Source organism: Acidovorax sp. GW821-FHT10A04 (assembly GCF_059415825.1).
In genome coordinates this window covers 109,250-125,929 of record NZ_JBWKNZ010000007.1, presented here as the reverse complement: position 1 = coordinate 125,929, position 16,680 = coordinate 109,250, and the positions used below count along the sequence as shown (strand labels likewise).

Annotated in this window: 16 protein-coding genes and 1 tRNA gene; 5 read left to right on the top strand and 12 right to left on the bottom strand. The window is 61.9% G+C overall.

Annotated features, from left to right (window positions below; translation table 11 throughout):
* Positions 1-2: 2 nt before the first annotated feature.
* The 12 genes from nuoF to rpsO all read right to left on the bottom strand — a co-directional run bounded on the left by nuoF (position 3) and on the right by rpsO (position 9,912).
* Entirely contained in the window at positions 3-1,361 is a 1,359-nt protein-coding gene (nuoF, locus tag AC07PF_RS16425; protein ID WP_494612580.1) for an NADH-quinone oxidoreductase subunit NuoF, read from the bottom strand.
* Positions 1,358-1,885 carry an NADH-quinone oxidoreductase subunit NuoE gene (gene nuoE / locus AC07PF_RS16420; protein ID WP_007849132.1) on the bottom strand — a complete coding sequence of 176 codons (528 nt, stop codon included), beginning with the start codon at positions 1,883-1,885 and terminating at the stop codon, positions 1,358-1,360. Before nuoE ends, nuoF begins: the two co-directional genes overlap by 4 nt.
* On the bottom strand, positions 1,882-3,135 hold the full coding sequence (locus AC07PF_RS16415) for an NADH-quinone oxidoreductase subunit D (protein ID WP_007849131.1): 1,254 nt from the start codon (positions 3,133-3,135) through the stop codon (positions 1,882-1,884). The genes nuoE and AC07PF_RS16415 overlap by 4 nt, the downstream gene beginning before the upstream one ends.
* 27 nt (positions 3,136-3,162) lie before the next feature.
* Positions 3,163-3,771, bottom strand: a complete 609-nt coding sequence (locus AC07PF_RS16410; protein WP_145696914.1) for an NADH-quinone oxidoreductase subunit C — start codon at positions 3,769-3,771, stop codon at positions 3,163-3,165.
* Positions 3,772-3,780: 9 nt separating this feature from the next.
* Positions 3,781-4,260 (bottom strand): NuoB/complex I 20 kDa subunit family protein, encoded by a 480-nt coding sequence (locus AC07PF_RS16405; protein ID WP_007849129.1) that lies wholly within the window; start codon positions 4,258-4,260, stop codon positions 3,781-3,783.
* Between the two features lie 27 nt (positions 4,261-4,287).
* Positions 4,288-4,647, bottom strand: a complete 360-nt coding sequence (locus AC07PF_RS16400) for an NADH-quinone oxidoreductase subunit A (protein ID WP_007849128.1) — start codon at positions 4,645-4,647, stop codon at positions 4,288-4,290.
* Between the two features lie 73 nt (positions 4,648-4,720).
* Positions 4,721-4,805, bottom strand: a tRNA-Leu gene (locus AC07PF_RS16395).
* 115 nt (positions 4,806-4,920) lie between these two features.
* On the bottom strand, positions 4,921-5,301 hold the full coding sequence (secG, locus tag AC07PF_RS16390) for a preprotein translocase subunit SecG (protein ID WP_007849127.1): 381 nt from the start codon (positions 5,299-5,301) through the stop codon (positions 4,921-4,923).
* 28 nt (positions 5,302-5,329) lie between these two features.
* Positions 5,330-6,091, bottom strand: a complete 762-nt coding sequence (tpiA, locus tag AC07PF_RS16385) for a triose-phosphate isomerase (protein ID WP_494612579.1) — start codon at positions 6,089-6,091, stop codon at positions 5,330-5,332.
* Between the two features lie 2 nt (positions 6,092-6,093).
* Positions 6,094-7,080 (bottom strand): NAD(P)H-quinone oxidoreductase, encoded by a 987-nt coding sequence (locus AC07PF_RS16380; protein ID WP_494612578.1) that lies wholly within the window; start codon positions 7,078-7,080, stop codon positions 6,094-6,096.
* Between the two features lie 101 nt (positions 7,081-7,181).
* Positions 7,182-9,437 carry a polyribonucleotide nucleotidyltransferase gene (pnp, locus tag AC07PF_RS16375; protein ID WP_007849124.1) on the bottom strand — a complete coding sequence of 752 codons (2,256 nt, stop codon included), beginning with the start codon at positions 9,435-9,437 and terminating at the stop codon, positions 7,182-7,184.
* 208 nt (positions 9,438-9,645) lie between these two features.
* Positions 9,646-9,912 (bottom strand): 30S ribosomal protein S15, encoded by a 267-nt coding sequence (gene rpsO / locus AC07PF_RS16370; RefSeq protein ID WP_007849123.1) that lies wholly within the window; start codon positions 9,910-9,912, stop codon positions 9,646-9,648.
* A 404-nt stretch (positions 9,913-10,316) separates the two neighbouring features.
* Between rpsO and AC07PF_RS16365 the strand changes: the two genes are divergently transcribed.
* The 5 genes from AC07PF_RS16365 to AC07PF_RS16345 are packed head-to-tail and all read left to right on the top strand — an operon-like array spanning position 10,317 to position 16,671.
* Positions 10,317-10,904 (top strand): GspH/FimT family pseudopilin, encoded by a 588-nt coding sequence (locus tag AC07PF_RS16365; RefSeq protein WP_494612697.1) that lies wholly within the window; start codon positions 10,317-10,319, stop codon positions 10,902-10,904.
* 5 nt (positions 10,905-10,909) lie between these two features.
* Positions 10,910-11,587 (top strand): type IV pilus modification protein PilV, encoded by a 678-nt coding sequence (pilV, locus tag AC07PF_RS16360; protein ID WP_494612577.1) that lies wholly within the window; start codon positions 10,910-10,912, stop codon positions 11,585-11,587.
* Positions 11,588-11,631: 44 nt separating this feature from the next.
* On the top strand, positions 11,632-12,540 hold the full coding sequence (locus AC07PF_RS16355) for a PilW family protein (RefSeq protein ID WP_494612576.1): 909 nt from the start codon (positions 11,632-11,634) through the stop codon (positions 12,538-12,540).
* A 23-nt stretch (positions 12,541-12,563) separates the two neighbouring features.
* The gene (locus AC07PF_RS16350) at positions 12,564-13,307 is read left to right on the top strand and encodes a pilus assembly PilX family protein (protein ID WP_494612575.1); all 744 of its coding nucleotides are present in this window, start codon (positions 12,564-12,566) and stop codon (positions 13,305-13,307) included.
* A 13-nt stretch (positions 13,308-13,320) separates the two neighbouring features.
* Positions 13,321-16,671, top strand: a complete 3,351-nt coding sequence (locus AC07PF_RS16345) for a pilus assembly protein (protein ID WP_494612574.1) — start codon at positions 13,321-13,323, stop codon at positions 16,669-16,671.
* Positions 16,672-16,680: the final 9 nt, after the last annotated feature.

Here is a 16,680-nt window from a genome sequence, read left to right as displayed (position 1 = left end):
GATCAGGCGGAGGTGGAAGCCTGGGGGGTCTTCTCTTGGCGGATCAGCGCTTCGAATTCCGGACGGAAGTGCTTGATCATGGCGCGCACCGGCATGGCCGCTGCGTCACCCAGTGCGCAGATGGTGCGGCCCTGGATGTTGTCTGCCACCGAATTGAGCAGGTTCAGGTCGCCATCGCGCCCCTGGCCATGCTGGATCCGGTCGATCACGCGCCACATCCAGCCCGTGCCTTCGCGGCACGGCGTGCACTGGCCGCAGGACTCGTGCGAGTAAAAATAGGACAGGCGCAGCAGGCTCTCGACCATGCTGCGGGAGTCGTCCATCACGATGACGGCGCCCGAGCCCAGCATCGAGCCGGCCTTGGCGATGGAGTCGTAGTCCAGCGTGCATTCCATGATGATGGAAGCCGGCAACACCGGGGAGGACGAGCCTCCAGGGATCACGGCCTTGAGCTGGCGGCCCTTGCGCACGCCACCGGCGAGTTCGAGCAGCTTGGCGAACGGCGTGCCCATGGGCACTTCGTAGTTGCCGGGCTTTTCCACGTCACCCGAGACCGAGAAGATCTTGGTGCCGCCGTTGTTCGGCTTGCCGCATTCGAGGTAGGCCTGGCCACCGTTGCGGATGATCCATGGCACCGCCGCGAAGGTCTCGGTGTTGTTGATGGTGGTGGGCTTGCCGTACAGGCCGAAGCTGGCGGGGAACGGCGGCTTGAAGCGCGGTTGGCCCTTCTTGCCTTCGAGCGATTCGAGCAGTGCGGTCTCTTCGCCGCAGATGTAGGCGCCGAAGCCGTGCGCGGCATGCAGCTGGAAGCTGAAGTTGCTGCCCAGGATCTTGTCGCCCAGGTAGCCGGCGGCACGCGCCTCTTCGAGCGCTTCTTCGAAGCGGTCGTAGGTCTGGAAGATTTCGCCGTGGATGTAGTTGTAGCCCACGGAGATGCCCATCGCGTAGGCCGCGATGATCATGCCTTCGATGACAATGTGCGGGTTGAACTGCAGGATGTCGCGGTCCTTGCAGGTGCCTGGCTCGCCTTCGTCGGAGTTGCACACCAGGTACTTCTGGCCAGGGAACGAGCGGGGCATGAAGCTCCACTTGAGGCCGGTGGGGAAGCCCGCACCGCCGCGGCCGCGCAGGCCTGATTCCTTGACGGTGGCGATCACCTGGTCCTGGGTGAGGCCTGCGCCTTCACCCTGGGCCAGGATCCTGCGCAGGGCCTGGTAGCCACCGCGCGCCTCGTAGTCCTTGATGCTCCAGTTCGTGCCATCGAGGCCCGCGTAGATCTGCGGTTCGATGTGGCGGTCGTGAAAGCAGGTCTGGACACCGGTGGCCTGGAACTGCGAGAGGATCTGTGCGGCGGTGGTCATGCTTGTCCTTCCGCTGCCTTGAGGCCGTCGACCAGCTGGTCGAGCTTGTCATTGTCCATGAAGCTGCACATGGTGCGGTCGTTGACCAGCATCACGGGCGCATCGGCGCAGGCGCCCAGGCACTCGCACTGCTGCAGCGTGAACAGGCCGTCGGGCGTGGTCTCGCCCATGGTCACGCCGAGCTTCTTCTCGAGGTGGTGCAGCGCCTTCTGGCCGTCGCGCAGCTGGCAAGGCAGGTTGGTGCAGACGTTGAGCTTGTACTTGCCCGTCGGCTGCTGGTTGTACATGTTGTAGAACGTGGTGACTTCGTGCACCGCGATCTGGGCCATGCCCAGGTAGTCGGCGATCACGGCCTCGCTCGCGGTGCTGACCCAGCCCTGCTCCTGCTGCACGATGGACAGGCAGGCCATCACGGCCGACTGCTTCTGCTCGGGCGGGTACTTGGCGACTTCGCGCGCAAAGCGGGCGAGCGTCGCCTCGGTGATGGCGCCAGCGGTCTGGTTCTTCGCTTCGGTGTTACTCATCGGTCAATCTCCCCGAACACGATATCCATGGTGCCGATGATGGCCACGGCGTCGGCAATCATGTGGCCGCGCGCCATTTCATCGAGCGTGGCCAGGTGCGCAAAGCCGGGCGCACGGATCTTCAGGCGGTAGGGCTTGTTGGCACCGTCGCTCACCAGGTAGATGCCGAACTCGCCCTTGGGGTGTTCCACGGCGGCGTAGGCTTCGCCTTCGGGCACGTGGAAACCTTCGGTGAAGAGCTTGAAATGGTGGATCAGCTCCTCCATGTTCGACTTCATGGATTCACGATCGGGCGCAGCCACCTTGTGGTTGTCGGTAATGACAGGACCCGGATTGGCGCGCAGCCAGTCCACGCACTGCTTGATGATGCGGTTGGACTCGCGCATCTCCTGCACACGCACGAGGTAGCGGTCATAGCAGTCGCCCGTCTTGCCCACCGGGATGTCGAAGTCCATGCGGTCGTAGACATCGTAGGGCTGGGTCTTGCGCAGGTCCCAGGCGATGCCGGAGCCGCGGATCATGGGGCCGGTCATGCCCAGGTTGAGCGCGCGTTCGGGCGGCACCACGCCAATGCCCACGGTGCGCTGCTTCCAGATGCGGTTGTCGGTGAGCAGGGTCTCGTACTCGTCCACGCAGCCCGGGAAGCGCTTCGTGAAGTCGTCGATGAAGTCGAGCAGAGAACCCTTGCGGTTCTGGTTCATGGCCTCCAGGGCCTTGGCGTTCTTGATCTTGCTGACCTTGTACTGCGGCATGCTGTCCGGCAGGTCGCGGTAGACGCCGCCCGGACGGAAGTACGCCGCGTGCATGCGCGCGCCGGAGACGGCTTCGTACATGTCGAACAGGTCTTCGCGCTCGCGGAAGGTGTAGATCAGGATGGTGGAGCTGCCGCAGTCGTTGCCGTGCGAACCGAGCCACATCAAGTGGTTCAGCAGGCGCGTGATCTCGGAGAACATCACGCGGATGTACTGCGCGCGCTCGGGCACTTCCAGGCCCAGCAGCTTCTCGATGGCCAGGCAGTAGGCGTGCTCGTTGCACATCATCGACACGTAGTCCAGGCGGTCCATGTAGGGCAGCGACTGGATGTAGGTCTTGTGCTCGGCCAGCTTTTCGGTGGCGCGGTGCAGCAGGCCGATGTGCGGGTCGGCGCGTTGCACGACTTCGCCGTCGAGCTCGAGCACCAGGCGCAGCACGCCGTGCGCTGCAGGGTGCTGCGGTCCGAAGTTCAGGGAGTAGTTCTTGATTTCAGCCATGGTGGGTCACGTGGGGCGCAGGGCGCCTTAGTGCAGGCCTCCGTACTTGTCTTCGCGGATGATGCGCGGCGTGATCTCGCGCGGCTCGATCGACACCGGCTCGTAGACCACCCGGCGCTGCTCGGCGTCGTAGCGCATCTCGACATGGCCGGACAGCGGGAAGTCCTTGCGGAAGGGGTGGCCGATGAAGCCATAGTCGGTCAGGATGCGGCGCAGGTCGTTGTGGCCATCAAACACGATACCGAACAGGTCGAACGCTTCGCGCTCGTACCAGTTGGCCGAATTCCACAGGTCGGCCACCGAGGCCACGACCGGGAAATCGTCGTCAGCGCAGAACACCTTGACGCGCAGGCGTTGGTTCAGGCTGACGGACAGCAGGTGCGACACCACGCAGTAGCGCGCGCCTTCATTGACCTCATCGGCGTAGGCCGAGTAGTCCACACCGCACAGGTCGATCAGCTGCTCGAACTGGCAGCCGGGTGCATCGCGCAGCTGCTGCATGGCAGCCAGGTAGTCGGCGGGGGAGACCTCGACGGTGACCTCTTCGAGGGCCACATGGATCTTGCGGACCTTGTCGCCCAGCACGGCAGCGACGGTGTCCTTGATTTTTTCAGGGCGAATGGCAACAGATGTCATCGTCAACCCTCAGACACGCGCAATGGTGTTGGTGCGGCGGATCTTCTGCTGCAGCTGGATGATGCCGTAGATCAGCGCTTCGGCCGTGGGCGGGCAGCCCGGCACGTAGACATCCACGGGCACGATGCGGTCGCATCCGCGCACCACAGAGTAGCTGTAGTGGTAGTAACCGCCGCCATTGGCGCACGAGCCCATCGACAGCACCCAGCGGGGCTCCGACATCTGGTCGTACACCTTGCGCAGCGCAGGTGCCATCTTGTTGCACAGCGTTCCGGCCACGATCATCAGATCGGACTGGCGGGGGCTGGCACGGAACACTTCGGCACCGAAGCGGCCGATGTCGTAGCGCGCAGCCGCCGCATGCATCATTTCGACAGCGCAGCAGGCCAGACCGAACGTCATGGGCCACAGCGAGCCGGTTTTGGCCCAATTCACCACGGAGTCATAGCTCGTGGTGATGAAGCCTTCCTTCATCACGCCTTCAATCATTGCATCAGTCCTTGTTGAAGCCCGCTGTCATTCCCAATCGAGGGCGCCCTTTTTCCACTCGTAGGCAAAGCCCACGACGAGGATCGTCAGGAAGATCACCACGGCAACGAAACCGGCGGCACCCACCTCGTGGAGCGTGACCGCCCACGGGAAGAGAAACGCGATTTCGAGGTCGAACAGGATGAAGAGAATGGCGACGAGGTAGTAGCGCACGTCGAACTTCATGCGCGCATCCTCGAAGGCTTCAAAGCCACACTCGTAGGGAGAATTCTTGGCGTCGTCCGGGCGGTTGGGACCGAGGACATATCCGATGACAAGGGGCACCACGCCAACGGCGATGCCGACCAGGATGAACAAGAGGACGGGGAGGTACTGATCGAGGTTCATCTGGAGGATGTGCTCACCGCTGTGGCCTGGCCCGACATGACCCTTGCTGGGTCATGCGGGGAGGCCTTTGTTTTGGTGCCGTCGGCGAGACTCGAACTCGCACAGCTTTCGCCACTACCCCCTCAAGATAGCGTGTCTACCAATTTCACCACGACGGCTGGATGTATGTGCCTGGATGGCATGAGGAACCTTGCGGTTTTGGCTTTCCAGACAATCCAGGATTCTACTCCGTAAAAACCCTGCTCTGCAGTTCAGGGCCCAAATTAGTGCAGATTATTTGGTCGGGATCTGTGCCGCGCCGGACGCCGGCACCACGGGCACAGGAATCACCGCAGGGGCTGCACCCGATGCCGCAGACGCTGGCGCGGGCGAAGTCGCTGCCGGCGCTTCGAGCACGCTGCCAGAGCTGGCGGGGCGCGCATTGCCGAAGTATGCCAGAGCCAGCGTGGCGGCAAAGAACACTGCCGCCAGCACCGCCGTGGTGCGCGACAGGAAGTTGGCACTGCCGCTGGCGCCAAACAGGCTGCCCGAGCTGCCGCTGCCAAAGGCAGCACCCATGTCGGCACCCTTGCCGTGCTGGATCAGGATCAACCCGATCATTCCCAGGGCGGTGAGCATCTGCACCGCCAGAACCACGTTCACGATCACATTCATTCTCTGTTTACTCCTGATTTGAATAGCTTCAGGCGCGGCCCGCAGAGGCCGCACCCATGATCTGCAAGAAATCGCCGGCCTTGAGCGAGGCACCGCCCACAAGACCACCATCGATGTCGGTTTGCGCCAGCAGTTCGGCCGCATTCGCGGCATTCATGCTGCCGCCATACAGCAGGTGCACGCGGTCGGCGTGCTCGCTGGCTGCGGCCAGCTGCGCACGCAGCACTGCGTGCACGGCCTGGGCCTGCTCGGGCGTGGCCGTGCGGCCGGTGCCGATGGCCCAGACCGGCTCGTACGCCACCACGATCTCGCTGATGCAGTGGCCATTGAGGTGGATCACTGCAGCCAGCTGGCGCTTGACGACCGCCTCGGTTTCGCCAGCATCGCGCTCGGCCAGGGTTTCACCCACGCAGACGATGGGCGTGACGCCCAGCGCCAGCGCGCGCTGCGCCTTGATGGCCACGACGGCATCGGTTTCGCCATGGTACTGGCGGCGCTCGGAATGCCCCACGAGCACATAGCGCGCACCGAACTCCTTGAGCATGGCGGCCGACACCTCGCCGGTGTAGGCGCCCTGCTCGTGCGCCGACACATCCTGGGCCGCCAGGGCGATGCCCGAGCCGGCCACCAGGGCCTGCACCTGCGCCAGATAAGGCGCCGGAGCGGCCACGGCAACATCGCACTGCGGCGCGGCCGAGGCCACACCCTGGAGCAATGACTGCAGCAAGGCCTCGTTGGCAGCCAGGCCGCCGTTCATCTTCCAGTTGCCTGCGATGAGCTTCTTTTTCATGTTCACCACGTCAAAACAATCTTGCCAACATGCTGGTTGGATTCCATCAGGGCATGCGCCTTGGCCGCATCGGCCGCGGCGAAGGTGCTGTGGATGACCGGACGCACCGTACCTGCCGCCAGCAAGGGCCACACCTGCTCGCGCAGCGCGCGGGCGATGGCACCCTTGAAGGCCACCGAGCGCGGACGCAGGGTGGAGCCGGTGATGGTGAGCCTGCGGCGCAGCACCAGGCCGGCATTGACCTCGCTCTTGACCCCGCCCTGCACGGCGATGATGACAATGCGGCCATCCTCGGCGAGGCACTCGACCTCGCGCGCGACATAACCGCCAGCCACCATGTCCAGCACCACATCGACACCCTTGCCGTAGGTGATGCGCCTGGCCTCCACCACGAAGTCCTGCGACTTGTAGTTGATGGCATGGTGCGCACCCAGATCGAGGCAGGCCTGGCACTTTTCGTCGCTGCCCGCCGTGGCGATCACCGTCGCGCCAAAGGCGCGCGCCAACTGAATGGCCGTGACGCCGATGCCGCTGGTACCACCCTGCACCAGCAGGGTTTCACCCGCCTGCAGGCGGCCACGATCGAAGACATTGCTCCACACCGTGAAGAAGGTCTCGGGCAGCGAGGCCGCCTCGACATCGCTGAACCCAGCAGGCACCGGCAGGCACTGCTCGGCGGGCGCCACACACCACTGGGCATAGCCGCCACCGGCAACCAGCGCACAGACACGGTCGCCAATCGCCAGGCCCGAGCGGGCCAGGGCATCGGCATCCCCTGCCTGCACCACGCCCGCCACTTCCAGACCCGGAAGGTCGGAGGTACCGGGCGGAGGCGCGTAGTGGCCCATGCGCTGCAGCACGTCAGGGCGGTTGATGCCGCTGGCGCCCACGCGGATCAGCAACTCGCCCGCAGCCGGTACGGGCACAGGGCGCTCGCCCAGGCGCAGCACTTCGGGCGCGCCGAACGAGGAAATCTCCACCGCTTGCATAGGATGGTCCGTGGTTGATGCATGGATATCACCGGTCTTGACCGCCGCCCGCGGCAGGCCGCTGCAAGCGACCCGCCCGGTGGCGGCAGCCAAGGCGGCAATCAGCCGTTCGCCTGGCCCGATGCGTCGTCCGACGGCAGCGACTGCTGTTGTTGCTGCTGCTGTTGCTGGTCGACTGGCTGGCGATCGCGGCCATGGTCGCGGCGGGGCTCGCGGTCACCACGCTCTGCGGGCGCAGGGCGGTCGCTGAAACCACCACCCGCAGGGCGGTCGGCCAGGGCCTTCATGGACAGCTTGACGCGGCCCTTTTCGTCGGTCTCCATGACCTTGACCTTGACGATCTGGCCTTCGGTCAGGTAGTCGCCGACGCGCTCGACGCGCTCGTGCGCGATCTGGCTGATGTGCAGCAGGCCGTCCTTGCCGGGCAGCAGGTTGATCAGGGCGCCGAAGTCCAGGATCTTGGTCACGGGACCTTCGTAGACCTTGCCGATTTCCACTTCGGCCGTGATCTGCTCGATGCGGCGCTTGGCTTCGTCGGCCTTGGCGTTGTCGGTGGCGGCGATGGTGATGGTGCCGTCTTCCTCGATGTTGATCTGGCAGCCGGTCTCTTCGGTCAGCGCACGGATCACGGAACCACCCTTGCCGATCACGTCACGGATCTTCTCGGGATTGATCTTCATCGTGTAGAGCTTGGGCGCGAAGTTGGACACCTCGGTCTTGGCTTCACCCATGGCTTCCTGCATCTTGCCCAGGATGTGGATGCGCGCTTCCTTGGCCTGGGCCAGGGCGACCTGCATGATTTCCTTGGTGATGCCCTGGATCTTGATGTCCATCTGCAGCGCGGTGATACCGGCAGTGGTACCAGCAACCTTGAAGTCCATATCGCCCAGATGATCTTCATCACCCAGGATGTCGGTCAGCACGGCAAAGCGGTTGGCGTCCTTGATCAGGCCCATGGCGATACCGGCCACGTGCGCCTTCATGGGCACGCCGGCGTCCATCATCGACAGGCAGCCGCCGCAGACCGAGGCCATGGACGAGGAGCCATTGGATTCGGTGATTTCCGACACCACGCGCATGGTGTAGGGGAATTCTTCCTTGGTCGGCAGCACGGCCACGAGGGCACGCTTGGCCAGGCGGCCGTGGCCGATTTCGCGGCGCTTGGTCGAGCCCATGCGGCCCACTTCGCCGGTGGCGAAGGGAGGCATGTTGTAGTGCATCATGAAGCGGTCTTCGTACTCGCCGGCCAGGGCATCGATGCGCTGGGCATCGCGCTCGGTACCCAGCGTGGTCACGACCAGCGCCTGGGTTTCACCACGCGTGAACAGGGCCGAGCCGTGGGCACGGGGCAGCACGCTGTTGCGGATCTCGATGGGGCGCACGGTGCGCGTGTCGCGGCCGTCGATGCGCGGCTCACCGGCCAGGATCTGGCTGCGCACCAGGCGCGCCTCGATGTCAAACAGCATGCCTTCGACCTTGACGGCGTCGAATTCCACGCCTTCGGCCTTGAGGCCGGCCATCACGGCAGCGTAGGCTTCGCGGCAGGCTTGCGTGCGGCTTTGCTTGTTGCGGATCTGGTAGGCGGCGGCGAGCTTGTCGTCGGCCAGTGCGCCGACCTTGGCGATCAGGGCTTCGTCCTTGGCGGGGGCTTGCCAGGTCCATGCGGGCTTGCCGGCGTCGCGCACCAGGTCATGGATGGCGTTGATGGCCACATTGCCCTGCTGGTGGCCGAACACCACGGCGCCGAGCATGATTTCTTCGGACAGCTGCTGGGCTTCGGATTCCACCATCAGCACGGCGGCTTCGGTACCTGCCACCACCAGGTCCATCTGCGAGCTCTTGCGCGCAGTCTGACCGGGGTTCAGCACGTATTCGCCATTGATGTAGCCCACGCGCGCGGCACCGATGGGGCCGGTGAACGGGATGCCGGAGATGGCCAGGGCGGCGCTGGTGGCGATCAGGGCGGCGATGTCGGCGTCGACTTCAGGGTTCAGCGACACGGTGTGGATCACCACGTGCACTTCGTTGAAGAAGCCCTCCGGGAACAGCGGGCGGATCGGGCGGTCGATCAGGCGGCTGGTCAGGGTTTCGTGTTCGCTGGGCTTGGCTTCACGCTTGAAGAAGCTGCCGGGGATCTTGCCTGCGGCGTAGGTCTTCTCGATGTAATCCACCGTCAGGGGGAAGAAGTCCTGGCCGGGCTTGGCCGACTTGGATGCCACCACGGTGGCCAGCACCACGGTGTCGTCGATGTTCACCAGTACGGCACCGGAGGCCTGGCGGGCGATTTCGCCCGTTTCCATGATGACGGTCTTGTCACCCCATTGGAAGGTCTTGGTGACTTTGTTGAAAATGCTCATGTTCAGCTCCTTTTGTTGTAGCTGGCAGCACAGTGCCAGCCTGGCGTGGAGGGCAATTCAGAACACGATGCCATTCCAGCGGACCTGCCCTTGCGCGCGGTGGCGGCAGGCCCGTTGGAATGACACAGCTTCGCTCTGTTTTGCGGCTCCGAAGTAAAAAACGCCTGAGCTAGCGGACTAACCCAGGCGTTTTGGCATGCAATCGGGATTACTTGCGCAGACCCAACTTGGCGATCAGGGCCGTGTAGCGTTCAGCGTCCTTGGCCTTGAGGTAGTCCAGCAGCTTGCGACGACGGCTCACCATGCGCAGCAGGCCGCGGCGACCGTGGTGGTCCTTGGCATGCGTCTTGAAGTGGGGGGTCAGTTCGTTGATGCGGGCCGTCAGCAGGGCCACTTGCACTTCTGGGCTACCGGTATCGTTGGCAGCACGGGCGTTGGCCTTGACGACTTCGGCCTTGATGGAGGATGCGATCATTTGGTTTTTTCCTTGGATGGGGGCTGCAGCAGAACGCCGAAGACCCCGGTTTTTACTTGCGCCACCCGCTGGAAAGGCCGGTGGCGTGCGTCTTGCACCATGCAAAACCATCGGATTATAGCCTGCACCCTGGGCAATGGGTCTTTTTGGCTTGCCGAAGACAACGGGGATGCCCAGAATGCGTCCAAGAGCACCCCCACTCCAGGAGCCCGCCAAAGGCAAGCGACAAAATGACCTCAAATGCAACAAGAGATGCGAAACCGCAGGGCATGAAGCCCGCCTGCTGGCTTGCCACGCAAGCAGTGCCGCCCCTGCCAGACACGTTTTGGCCGCTCGTCCCGCCTTCCATGCCACTGGTCAGCGCACCATGGTCACGTCACATCCGGTCACCTAATATGAAAACCATGCAAGTACCAAGCCTTTACCGCCGGTCAAGAATCCGCACATACGGCGGAGCTGCGCACCGCAGTGGCGGATTCACGGCCGTTGAACTCATGGTCGTCGTGGCCCTTATCGGGCTCCTTACTGCGCTGGCCGGGCCCAGCTTCATGCCGATGATCGAACGCTGGCGCGTACGCGACACCGCCGAAAGCCTGACGGCCACCCTGTATCTGGCACGCTCCGAAGCCATCAAGCGCGGCGGCAATGTGACCATCAACATGAACCCCACCACCTGCGCCAACGCGACATCGACCGTGGGATGGGGCTGTGGATGGACCGTCAGCCATACGGCCAACGCCATCACCACGGAGATTCAAGCCAGCACACAACCGAACCGTGTGGATGTCGGACTGACCAACCCCGCCGGAGTCGCCATTGTGGGGCCCCTTGCCCTGGACCGCTGGGGAATCCTGACATCAGGCGGTGCCTCGACCAATCTGACCTTCACCATCACGCCCGGAGGCAAATCCAATGCCGACATCAGTGCGGCGCGCTTGTGCGCAGGATCGGGCGGCCGCATCGTTCGCAAGAAAGGAACCGAAACATGCTGAGACCCATGACCATCGCCACAAATGCAGGCGAAAGAGCCCCAGCTGCGGCCCGTTCATTGCGCGGTTCGCCTCGTCAAAAAAAATCCACACAGCGCGGCATCAGCCTTATTGAGTCCATTGTCGCCATCGTCGTCATGTCCTTGGGCATTTTGGGCATTTTGGGTGTGCAGATGCGCACCTTGGTTGACACCCAGACCGGCGTGCACAGGGCGCAGGCCATCCGGTTGATCGAGGACTTGAGCGAGCGCATGAAGGTCAATCCCAATGCCCTGGGCAACCTGGCCACTTACACATCGGGGTTCGGAGCTACACCCGCCGCCCCAAGCACGGACTGCAAGACCTCCGCCTGCACCAACAGCCAACTTGCCGCCTATGACCTGGCGCAGTGGAAGCAGACGGTGAAAAGCCTCCTGCCCGGCTCGGATGTCGCGGTCTTCCTCGCGGCGGACGAGGTCGATGGCAGCCGCAGGCAGCTCGGCGTCATGGTGAGCTGGCGCGAAAACGAGCGCGACACCGCAACCGCCGACAAGGCTGAGCTGGTATCAAAGGCCATAGGGGGTTCCGGGATCAGTTGCCCTGTAAACAGCAGTTGCCATCTTCAGTACATTCCGCTCAATGCGCGCTGCGCCGCCTACACCCTGGATACCACCCCCCGGTTCTACTGCCCCACGTCGAAAACTTAACTGGCGCTGGCACACCCCAACAGCTTCGCACAAAGAATTCGCCCATGACCTCCTACCAATCCACCGGCATGGATCGCGCACGCCACCGCAGGCCAGCGCCCCCACGCACAACTTCGCCAATTGCCACAGAGCGCGGCGCGACCCTCATTGAACTGATGGTTGGCATCACCATTGGCCTGCTGACCATCACGGTCGCGCTGGGTGCGCTCATGGTATCTCGCGGCGTCTCCGGAACGGTCAGCGATGCCAGCCAGCTGCAGCAGCAGGCAGCCTATGGATTCCGCGTGTTTGGCCAGCAGCTGCGGCAGGCCGGCTCCCTGCGGTTGAACCTGGCCTCTCAAAAACAGGCAACCGTCCCCATCGATGCCGCCGATCCGGTTGCTTTTGAAACGAAAGCCCAGGATTTTGACCCCGCAGTCAACACCCTTTCAGGCAAGGACTCTCCGACCGCCAGCGAGTTCAAGCTGACGACGGGCTATCGCAACTACACCGAATCCCTGACGTCCTCCGCCACAGAGGCCTCCCAGTTCCGCAACTGCCTGGGCCAGCTGGATGCAGCCAAGCCCACCCTAGTGCAAAGCCAGTTTGCCCTGGACACAGCGACGAACGAGTTGGTGTGTGCGGGCTCCGACGGCACCCGGCAGCCCATCCTTCAGAACGTGTCCGATTTCCAGGTGCGCTACCTGGTCCAGACGGATGCACTGATAGGAGACCCCAAGGTCCAGTACGTGAACGCCGCGGGCGTTGGCGCCGACTGGACGCGCGTGTTTGGCATCGAGGTGTGCCTGTCCCTCTATGGCACAGAAGCGATCGAACTGCCGGCGGGCAGCAGCTACAAACAATGCAATGGCCCGGACGTCGATATGACGACCTTGACCGGCAGCCGAAGGAACCGCATGCACATGACCTTCCGCTCGGTCTACCAACTGCGCAGCCAGGGCCTGGCAGGCTAAGAAAGATCCGAGAGAACATCATCATGCAAAGCAGGTCTCACAAATCCTCGCAGCAAGGCATTTCACTGTTTATCGTGATTGTCCTGGTGCTTCTGTCCTCACTCATTGCCCTGTGGGGGTCGCGCACGGCAATATTCAATGAAATGGTGGTCGGAAATGATGCGGACTACCAGCGTGCCTTTGAAGCAGCACAGGCGCTGATACAAGACGCAGAATTCGATATTCGAGGAGAACGCAGCGACGGTACAGCGTGCGTGCCGGTTTCAGGCGATCTTGCAGTATGCCGCGTTGACGACGTCGCCAAAACCAATGCAGTCTGGATTCCCAGCGAAGACAAGGAAACTGGAGATATTCTGGCCCAACTGGACAAATCCACCACCAAATGCGAAAAGGGTCTTTGCCTCAAACGCATTGTCAATCAGGATTTCTGGAAGGATAAAGCCACCTTGACGGCCATGATGACCTACGACGTAGGCTCAAGGTATGGTCAATTCACTGGTGCAAAAACTGGTGATGCGAGCAACCCGATCCTCAAGCTCAACACGAAGACCACCAGCGCCACCCAGGGAGGCTGGTACTGGATCGAAATCCTGCCCTATGACAGCAATGCCGGAAACACCGGCCTGATCACCAACGGTGACTCCAATCTGTCATTGAACCTTACACCCAATGTTGCCTATCGAATCACCGCGATAGCGCACGGACTGAAGCCAAGCACCCAGGTTGTTCTTCAGTCCACCTTTGTGCGCCAGAAACTAAAAAACTGATTGGAGAAAATCCATGAAAACTCACAAGATCTTCAAGAAAAGCGTCGTGTGTGCGCTGATTGGGTCGATGTTTGCACCCTATGTGGTTGTGGCCGCCCCTTTGGACCTCTCCCAGCTCCCGCCAGGTCTGGTGGCTATTCCGCCGACACCCAATGTGGTGGTGACCGTCGATGATTCGGGCAGTATGTCCGAGACCGTGGCGGGCACCGGTACGCCGGTCAAGATGACTGCGCTGAAGGCCGCACTGGCAGAAGTTTTCAATGACAAGTTGTTGCTGCCCGACGGCAAGATCCGTCTTGCCTGGCAGTCGATGTGGAACAACGGCGGCTCACCGGGAGCAGGCACCCTGACTGCTGGTGCGGTCAACTCGATGAAGATCCTGGACGATACCCACCGCACGAACTTTCTCACGTTCGCTTCGAAGTTGACGGCCAGCAATGGCACGCCGTCGCACAAGATGATGAAGCAGACGTACGATTACATGAAGACGGCGAAAGGCATCAACAGCCCCTGGGCATCCAAGCCAGGGACGACCGAACTGCCCTACATGGGCTGCCGCCGCGCCTACCAGATCTTCATGACCGATGGCGCCTGGAATGGTCAGAGCGCGGCAGTGCACCCCGGCAACACTGACAATACCAATTTTACCCTTCCGGATGGCACGGCTTACAACATAACCTCGGCACAGACCAACGTCTACCGAGGCGCACTTGGAAACTTGCTTGCCGACTGGGCAATGAGAATGTGGTCGGAGGACTTGCAAACCGGCATTTCAAATGACCTCAAGCCCAGCACGCTGGATGGTGTGCCATCTATAGAAAAATTTGGTGCCGTAGACCTGCAAAGGTACTGGAATCCCAAGCACAACCCCGCCACCTGGCAGCATGTGGTGCAGTATACGATTGGCTATGGTCAGGATGCATACTCCTGGCCCAGCGCGCCCAAGTGGTCGTCGGTTGATGACAACAACTATGGGGGTGATTTTTCGAAGTTGGTCCAAGGCACCGTGGCGTGGTCGCCGACGACATTCGGCGATTTGAATTCGAACAACCCCGCAGACCTGTGGCACATGGCCATCAACAGCCGGGGCAAGTTCTATCCGACAGGTCCGGGCCGCAAATACGACTTGAAAGAAGCATTCCGCAACATCCTGGAAACCATCAATCAAGAAAATTCATCGGACGTGGCCACCATGGGTGCCAGCGCGAGCACGAACACCCGCACCGACATCAGTCGATTTGTAGCGGGGTACGATCCCAAAAGATGGTCCGGCTACGTGTATGCAGACAAGATCAGCGCCAAGGGCGAGTTCAGCCCGGAACCTGGATGGGGTACCAACACAGGCCAGCCCGTCCCCAAGGACCGCCAAACCACGGCCCAGAAGCTGGACGCCCTGGCATCCATTGACAACCGCGTGATCCTTACCACCAATGACCTGACCAACGCGGGTGTGTCTTTTGAATGGGAGACCGGGGTCACCAAACTGAGCGCCACCCAAAAGGCCACACTGAATACCGATGGCAAAGGCCAAGACCGTGTGGCGTTCCTGCGAGGCGACCGGACCAAGGAGGGTGCCACCACGACCTCGCCCTTCCGCGTGCGCGAATCGCGGCAAGGCGACATCGTCAACTCCAGTGTCTGGTATGTAGCCACGCCAACCAGCAACTATCCGCACAAGGGCTACAAGGCCTTTGCCGCCTCGCTGAGAAATCGCGAAGCCATGATCTATGTGGGCGGCAATGATGGCATGCTGCACGGCTTTTCCGCCGCCAACGGCGAGGAAAGGGTTGCCTACATCCCCAAGGCCGTGATCCCCGAGCTGTACAAGCTCAGCGACCCCAGCTACTCCCACCGCTCCTATGTGGACGGCTCGCCTTTTTCCGGGGATGTGGATATCGCAGACAAGACCGTCCCAGGCTATACGCCGGATTGGCGAACTATGTTGGTGGGTACGCTGGGCGCTGGGGGCAAAGGCTATTTCGTTCTGAATGTGACGCAAACCGGGAGCCCAACCGTTCCGTCCGATTTCACCAAGGCCAAAGCGGCCAGCGTGGTGGTCATGGACAAGACCTTGCACCCAAGCGCAACGCTGACAGCGGGCAGCGACGATGAGGACATTGGCCATATTTTCGCCCCGCCGGTCATGGATGACGCCAATCCGTTCCGGACCACGCAGATTGCACTGATGAACAATAACCGCTGGGCCTTGGTCATGGGCAATGGCTACAACAGCAAGAACGAGCGCCCGGTGCTGCTTATCCAGTACCTGGATGGCGCCAAGGAGCTCAAGAAGATTGTTGCCACGGGCTCCCAGGTCGTCAGCACCCCCGCCAACCCCACGGCAGATACCAATGTGGTGGCCAACGGGTTGTCAGCCCCCAAGCTGATGGACTTCAACAGCGATGGCAAGGTGGATGTGGCCTATGCAGGCGATCTGAAAGGCAACCTCTGGAAATTCGACCTGACCAGCCAGACGGCAGCCAGCTGGAAAGTCGCTGAATTTGGCGGATCGTCCAAGCCGCTGTACGTGGCGACCTATATCGATGGCAAGCGCCAACCCATATCGGCCCCCCCCATCATCAAGGCCAATGACCGTGGCGTGGGCGGGGTGATGGTCTCCTTTGGCACGGGGGTCAATGTCACGGACGCCCATCGCATCAGCACGGATGTGCAAAGCGTGTATTCCATCCATGACAACACCAAATACAAGCAAACGACCAGTGGCAACCTGGTAGTGAATACCGTAACCAGCGACAACGGCGTAACGCCTGTTGCCGTGACTGGGCGCAGCACCCTCGTCAAGCAGGAAATGGTTACATCAACAAGTGCCCCCATTGATGGACAACTGGTCAATAAGGATTGGGATTTCTTTGAAATGAGTGACAACGCCGTCAATTACGACAAGACGAAGGGCACTGTCAACCAAGGCTGGTACTTCGACTTCCAGGTCAGCAGCGAACGCGTGCTCAGACCCATGACCTTCTTTGACGGCAGCAATAATCTGATGGTGTGGTCCACCACGCCCGCCTATGGAGGCAATTCCACTGGAGCAGAATCCTGTGAGCCCGAGGGTACACCCGAGAAGGCCTACCTTACCTTGCTCAACATCATGGATGGCAGACGTCCCAGCGTGCAGGTGATGGACCAGAATGGGGATGGCATCTACAACAAGGTGGCCGATAAAAACGTATCCAGAATGACCATTGCCCCAGGTGCATCGAGCGCAACCACAGGAAAGAAGACCATCTCGATCAAGGGCGAAACCAAGATCAACCCTGTGACCAAGAAGGAAGAACCCTCCGGCACGGATCTGGCCCGCATGCCCGAGCAACCGATGCGTCCCAGCTGGCGCCAACTGCAATAATGGAATCCG

Bases quoted from the DNA above. Each gene is read 5' to 3' on its own strand.
- nuoF (WP_494612580.1), bottom strand. From the start codon at position 1,361: ATGACCACCGCCGCACAGATCCTCTCGCAGTTCCAGGCCACCGGTGTC.
- nuoE (WP_007849132.1), bottom strand. From the start codon at position 1,885: ATGAGTAACACCGAAGCGAAGAACCAGACCGCTGGCGCCATCACCGAG.
- AC07PF_RS16415 (WP_007849131.1), bottom strand. From the start codon at position 3,135: ATGGCTGAAATCAAGAACTACTCCCTGAACTTCGGACCGCAGCACCCT.
- AC07PF_RS16410 (WP_145696914.1), bottom strand. From the start codon at position 3,771: ATGACATCTGTTGCCATTCGCCCTGAAAAAATCAAGGACACCGTCGCT.
- AC07PF_RS16405 (WP_007849129.1), bottom strand. From the start codon at position 4,260: ATGATTGAAGGCGTGATGAAGGAAGGCTTCATCACCACGAGCTATGAC.
- AC07PF_RS16400 (WP_007849128.1), bottom strand. From the start codon at position 4,647: ATGAACCTCGATCAGTACCTCCCCGTCCTCTTGTTCATCCTGGTCGGC.
- secG (WP_007849127.1), bottom strand. From the start codon at position 5,301: ATGAATGTGATCGTGAACGTGGTTCTGGCGGTGCAGATGCTCACCGCC.
- tpiA (WP_494612579.1), bottom strand. From the start codon at position 6,091: ATGAAAAAGAAGCTCATCGCAGGCAACTGGAAGATGAACGGCGGCCTG.
- AC07PF_RS16380 (WP_494612578.1), bottom strand. From the start codon at position 7,080: ATGCAAGCGGTGGAGATTTCCTCGTTCGGCGCGCCCGAAGTGCTGCGC.
- pnp (WP_007849124.1), bottom strand. From the start codon at position 9,437: ATGAGCATTTTCAACAAAGTCACCAAGACCTTCCAATGGGGTGACAAG.
- rpsO (WP_007849123.1), bottom strand. From the start codon at position 9,912: ATGATCGCATCCTCCATCAAGGCCGAAGTCGTCAAGGCCAACGCCCGT.
- AC07PF_RS16365 (WP_494612697.1), top strand. From the start codon at position 10,317: ATGCAAGTACCAAGCCTTTACCGCCGGTCAAGAATCCGCACATACGGC.
- pilV (WP_494612577.1), top strand. From the start codon at position 10,910: ATGACCATCGCCACAAATGCAGGCGAAAGAGCCCCAGCTGCGGCCCGT.
- AC07PF_RS16355 (WP_494612576.1), top strand. From the start codon at position 11,632: ATGACCTCCTACCAATCCACCGGCATGGATCGCGCACGCCACCGCAGG.
- AC07PF_RS16350 (WP_494612575.1), top strand. From the start codon at position 12,564: ATGCAAAGCAGGTCTCACAAATCCTCGCAGCAAGGCATTTCACTGTTT.
- AC07PF_RS16345 (WP_494612574.1), top strand. From the start codon at position 13,321: ATGAAAACTCACAAGATCTTCAAGAAAAGCGTCGTGTGTGCGCTGATT.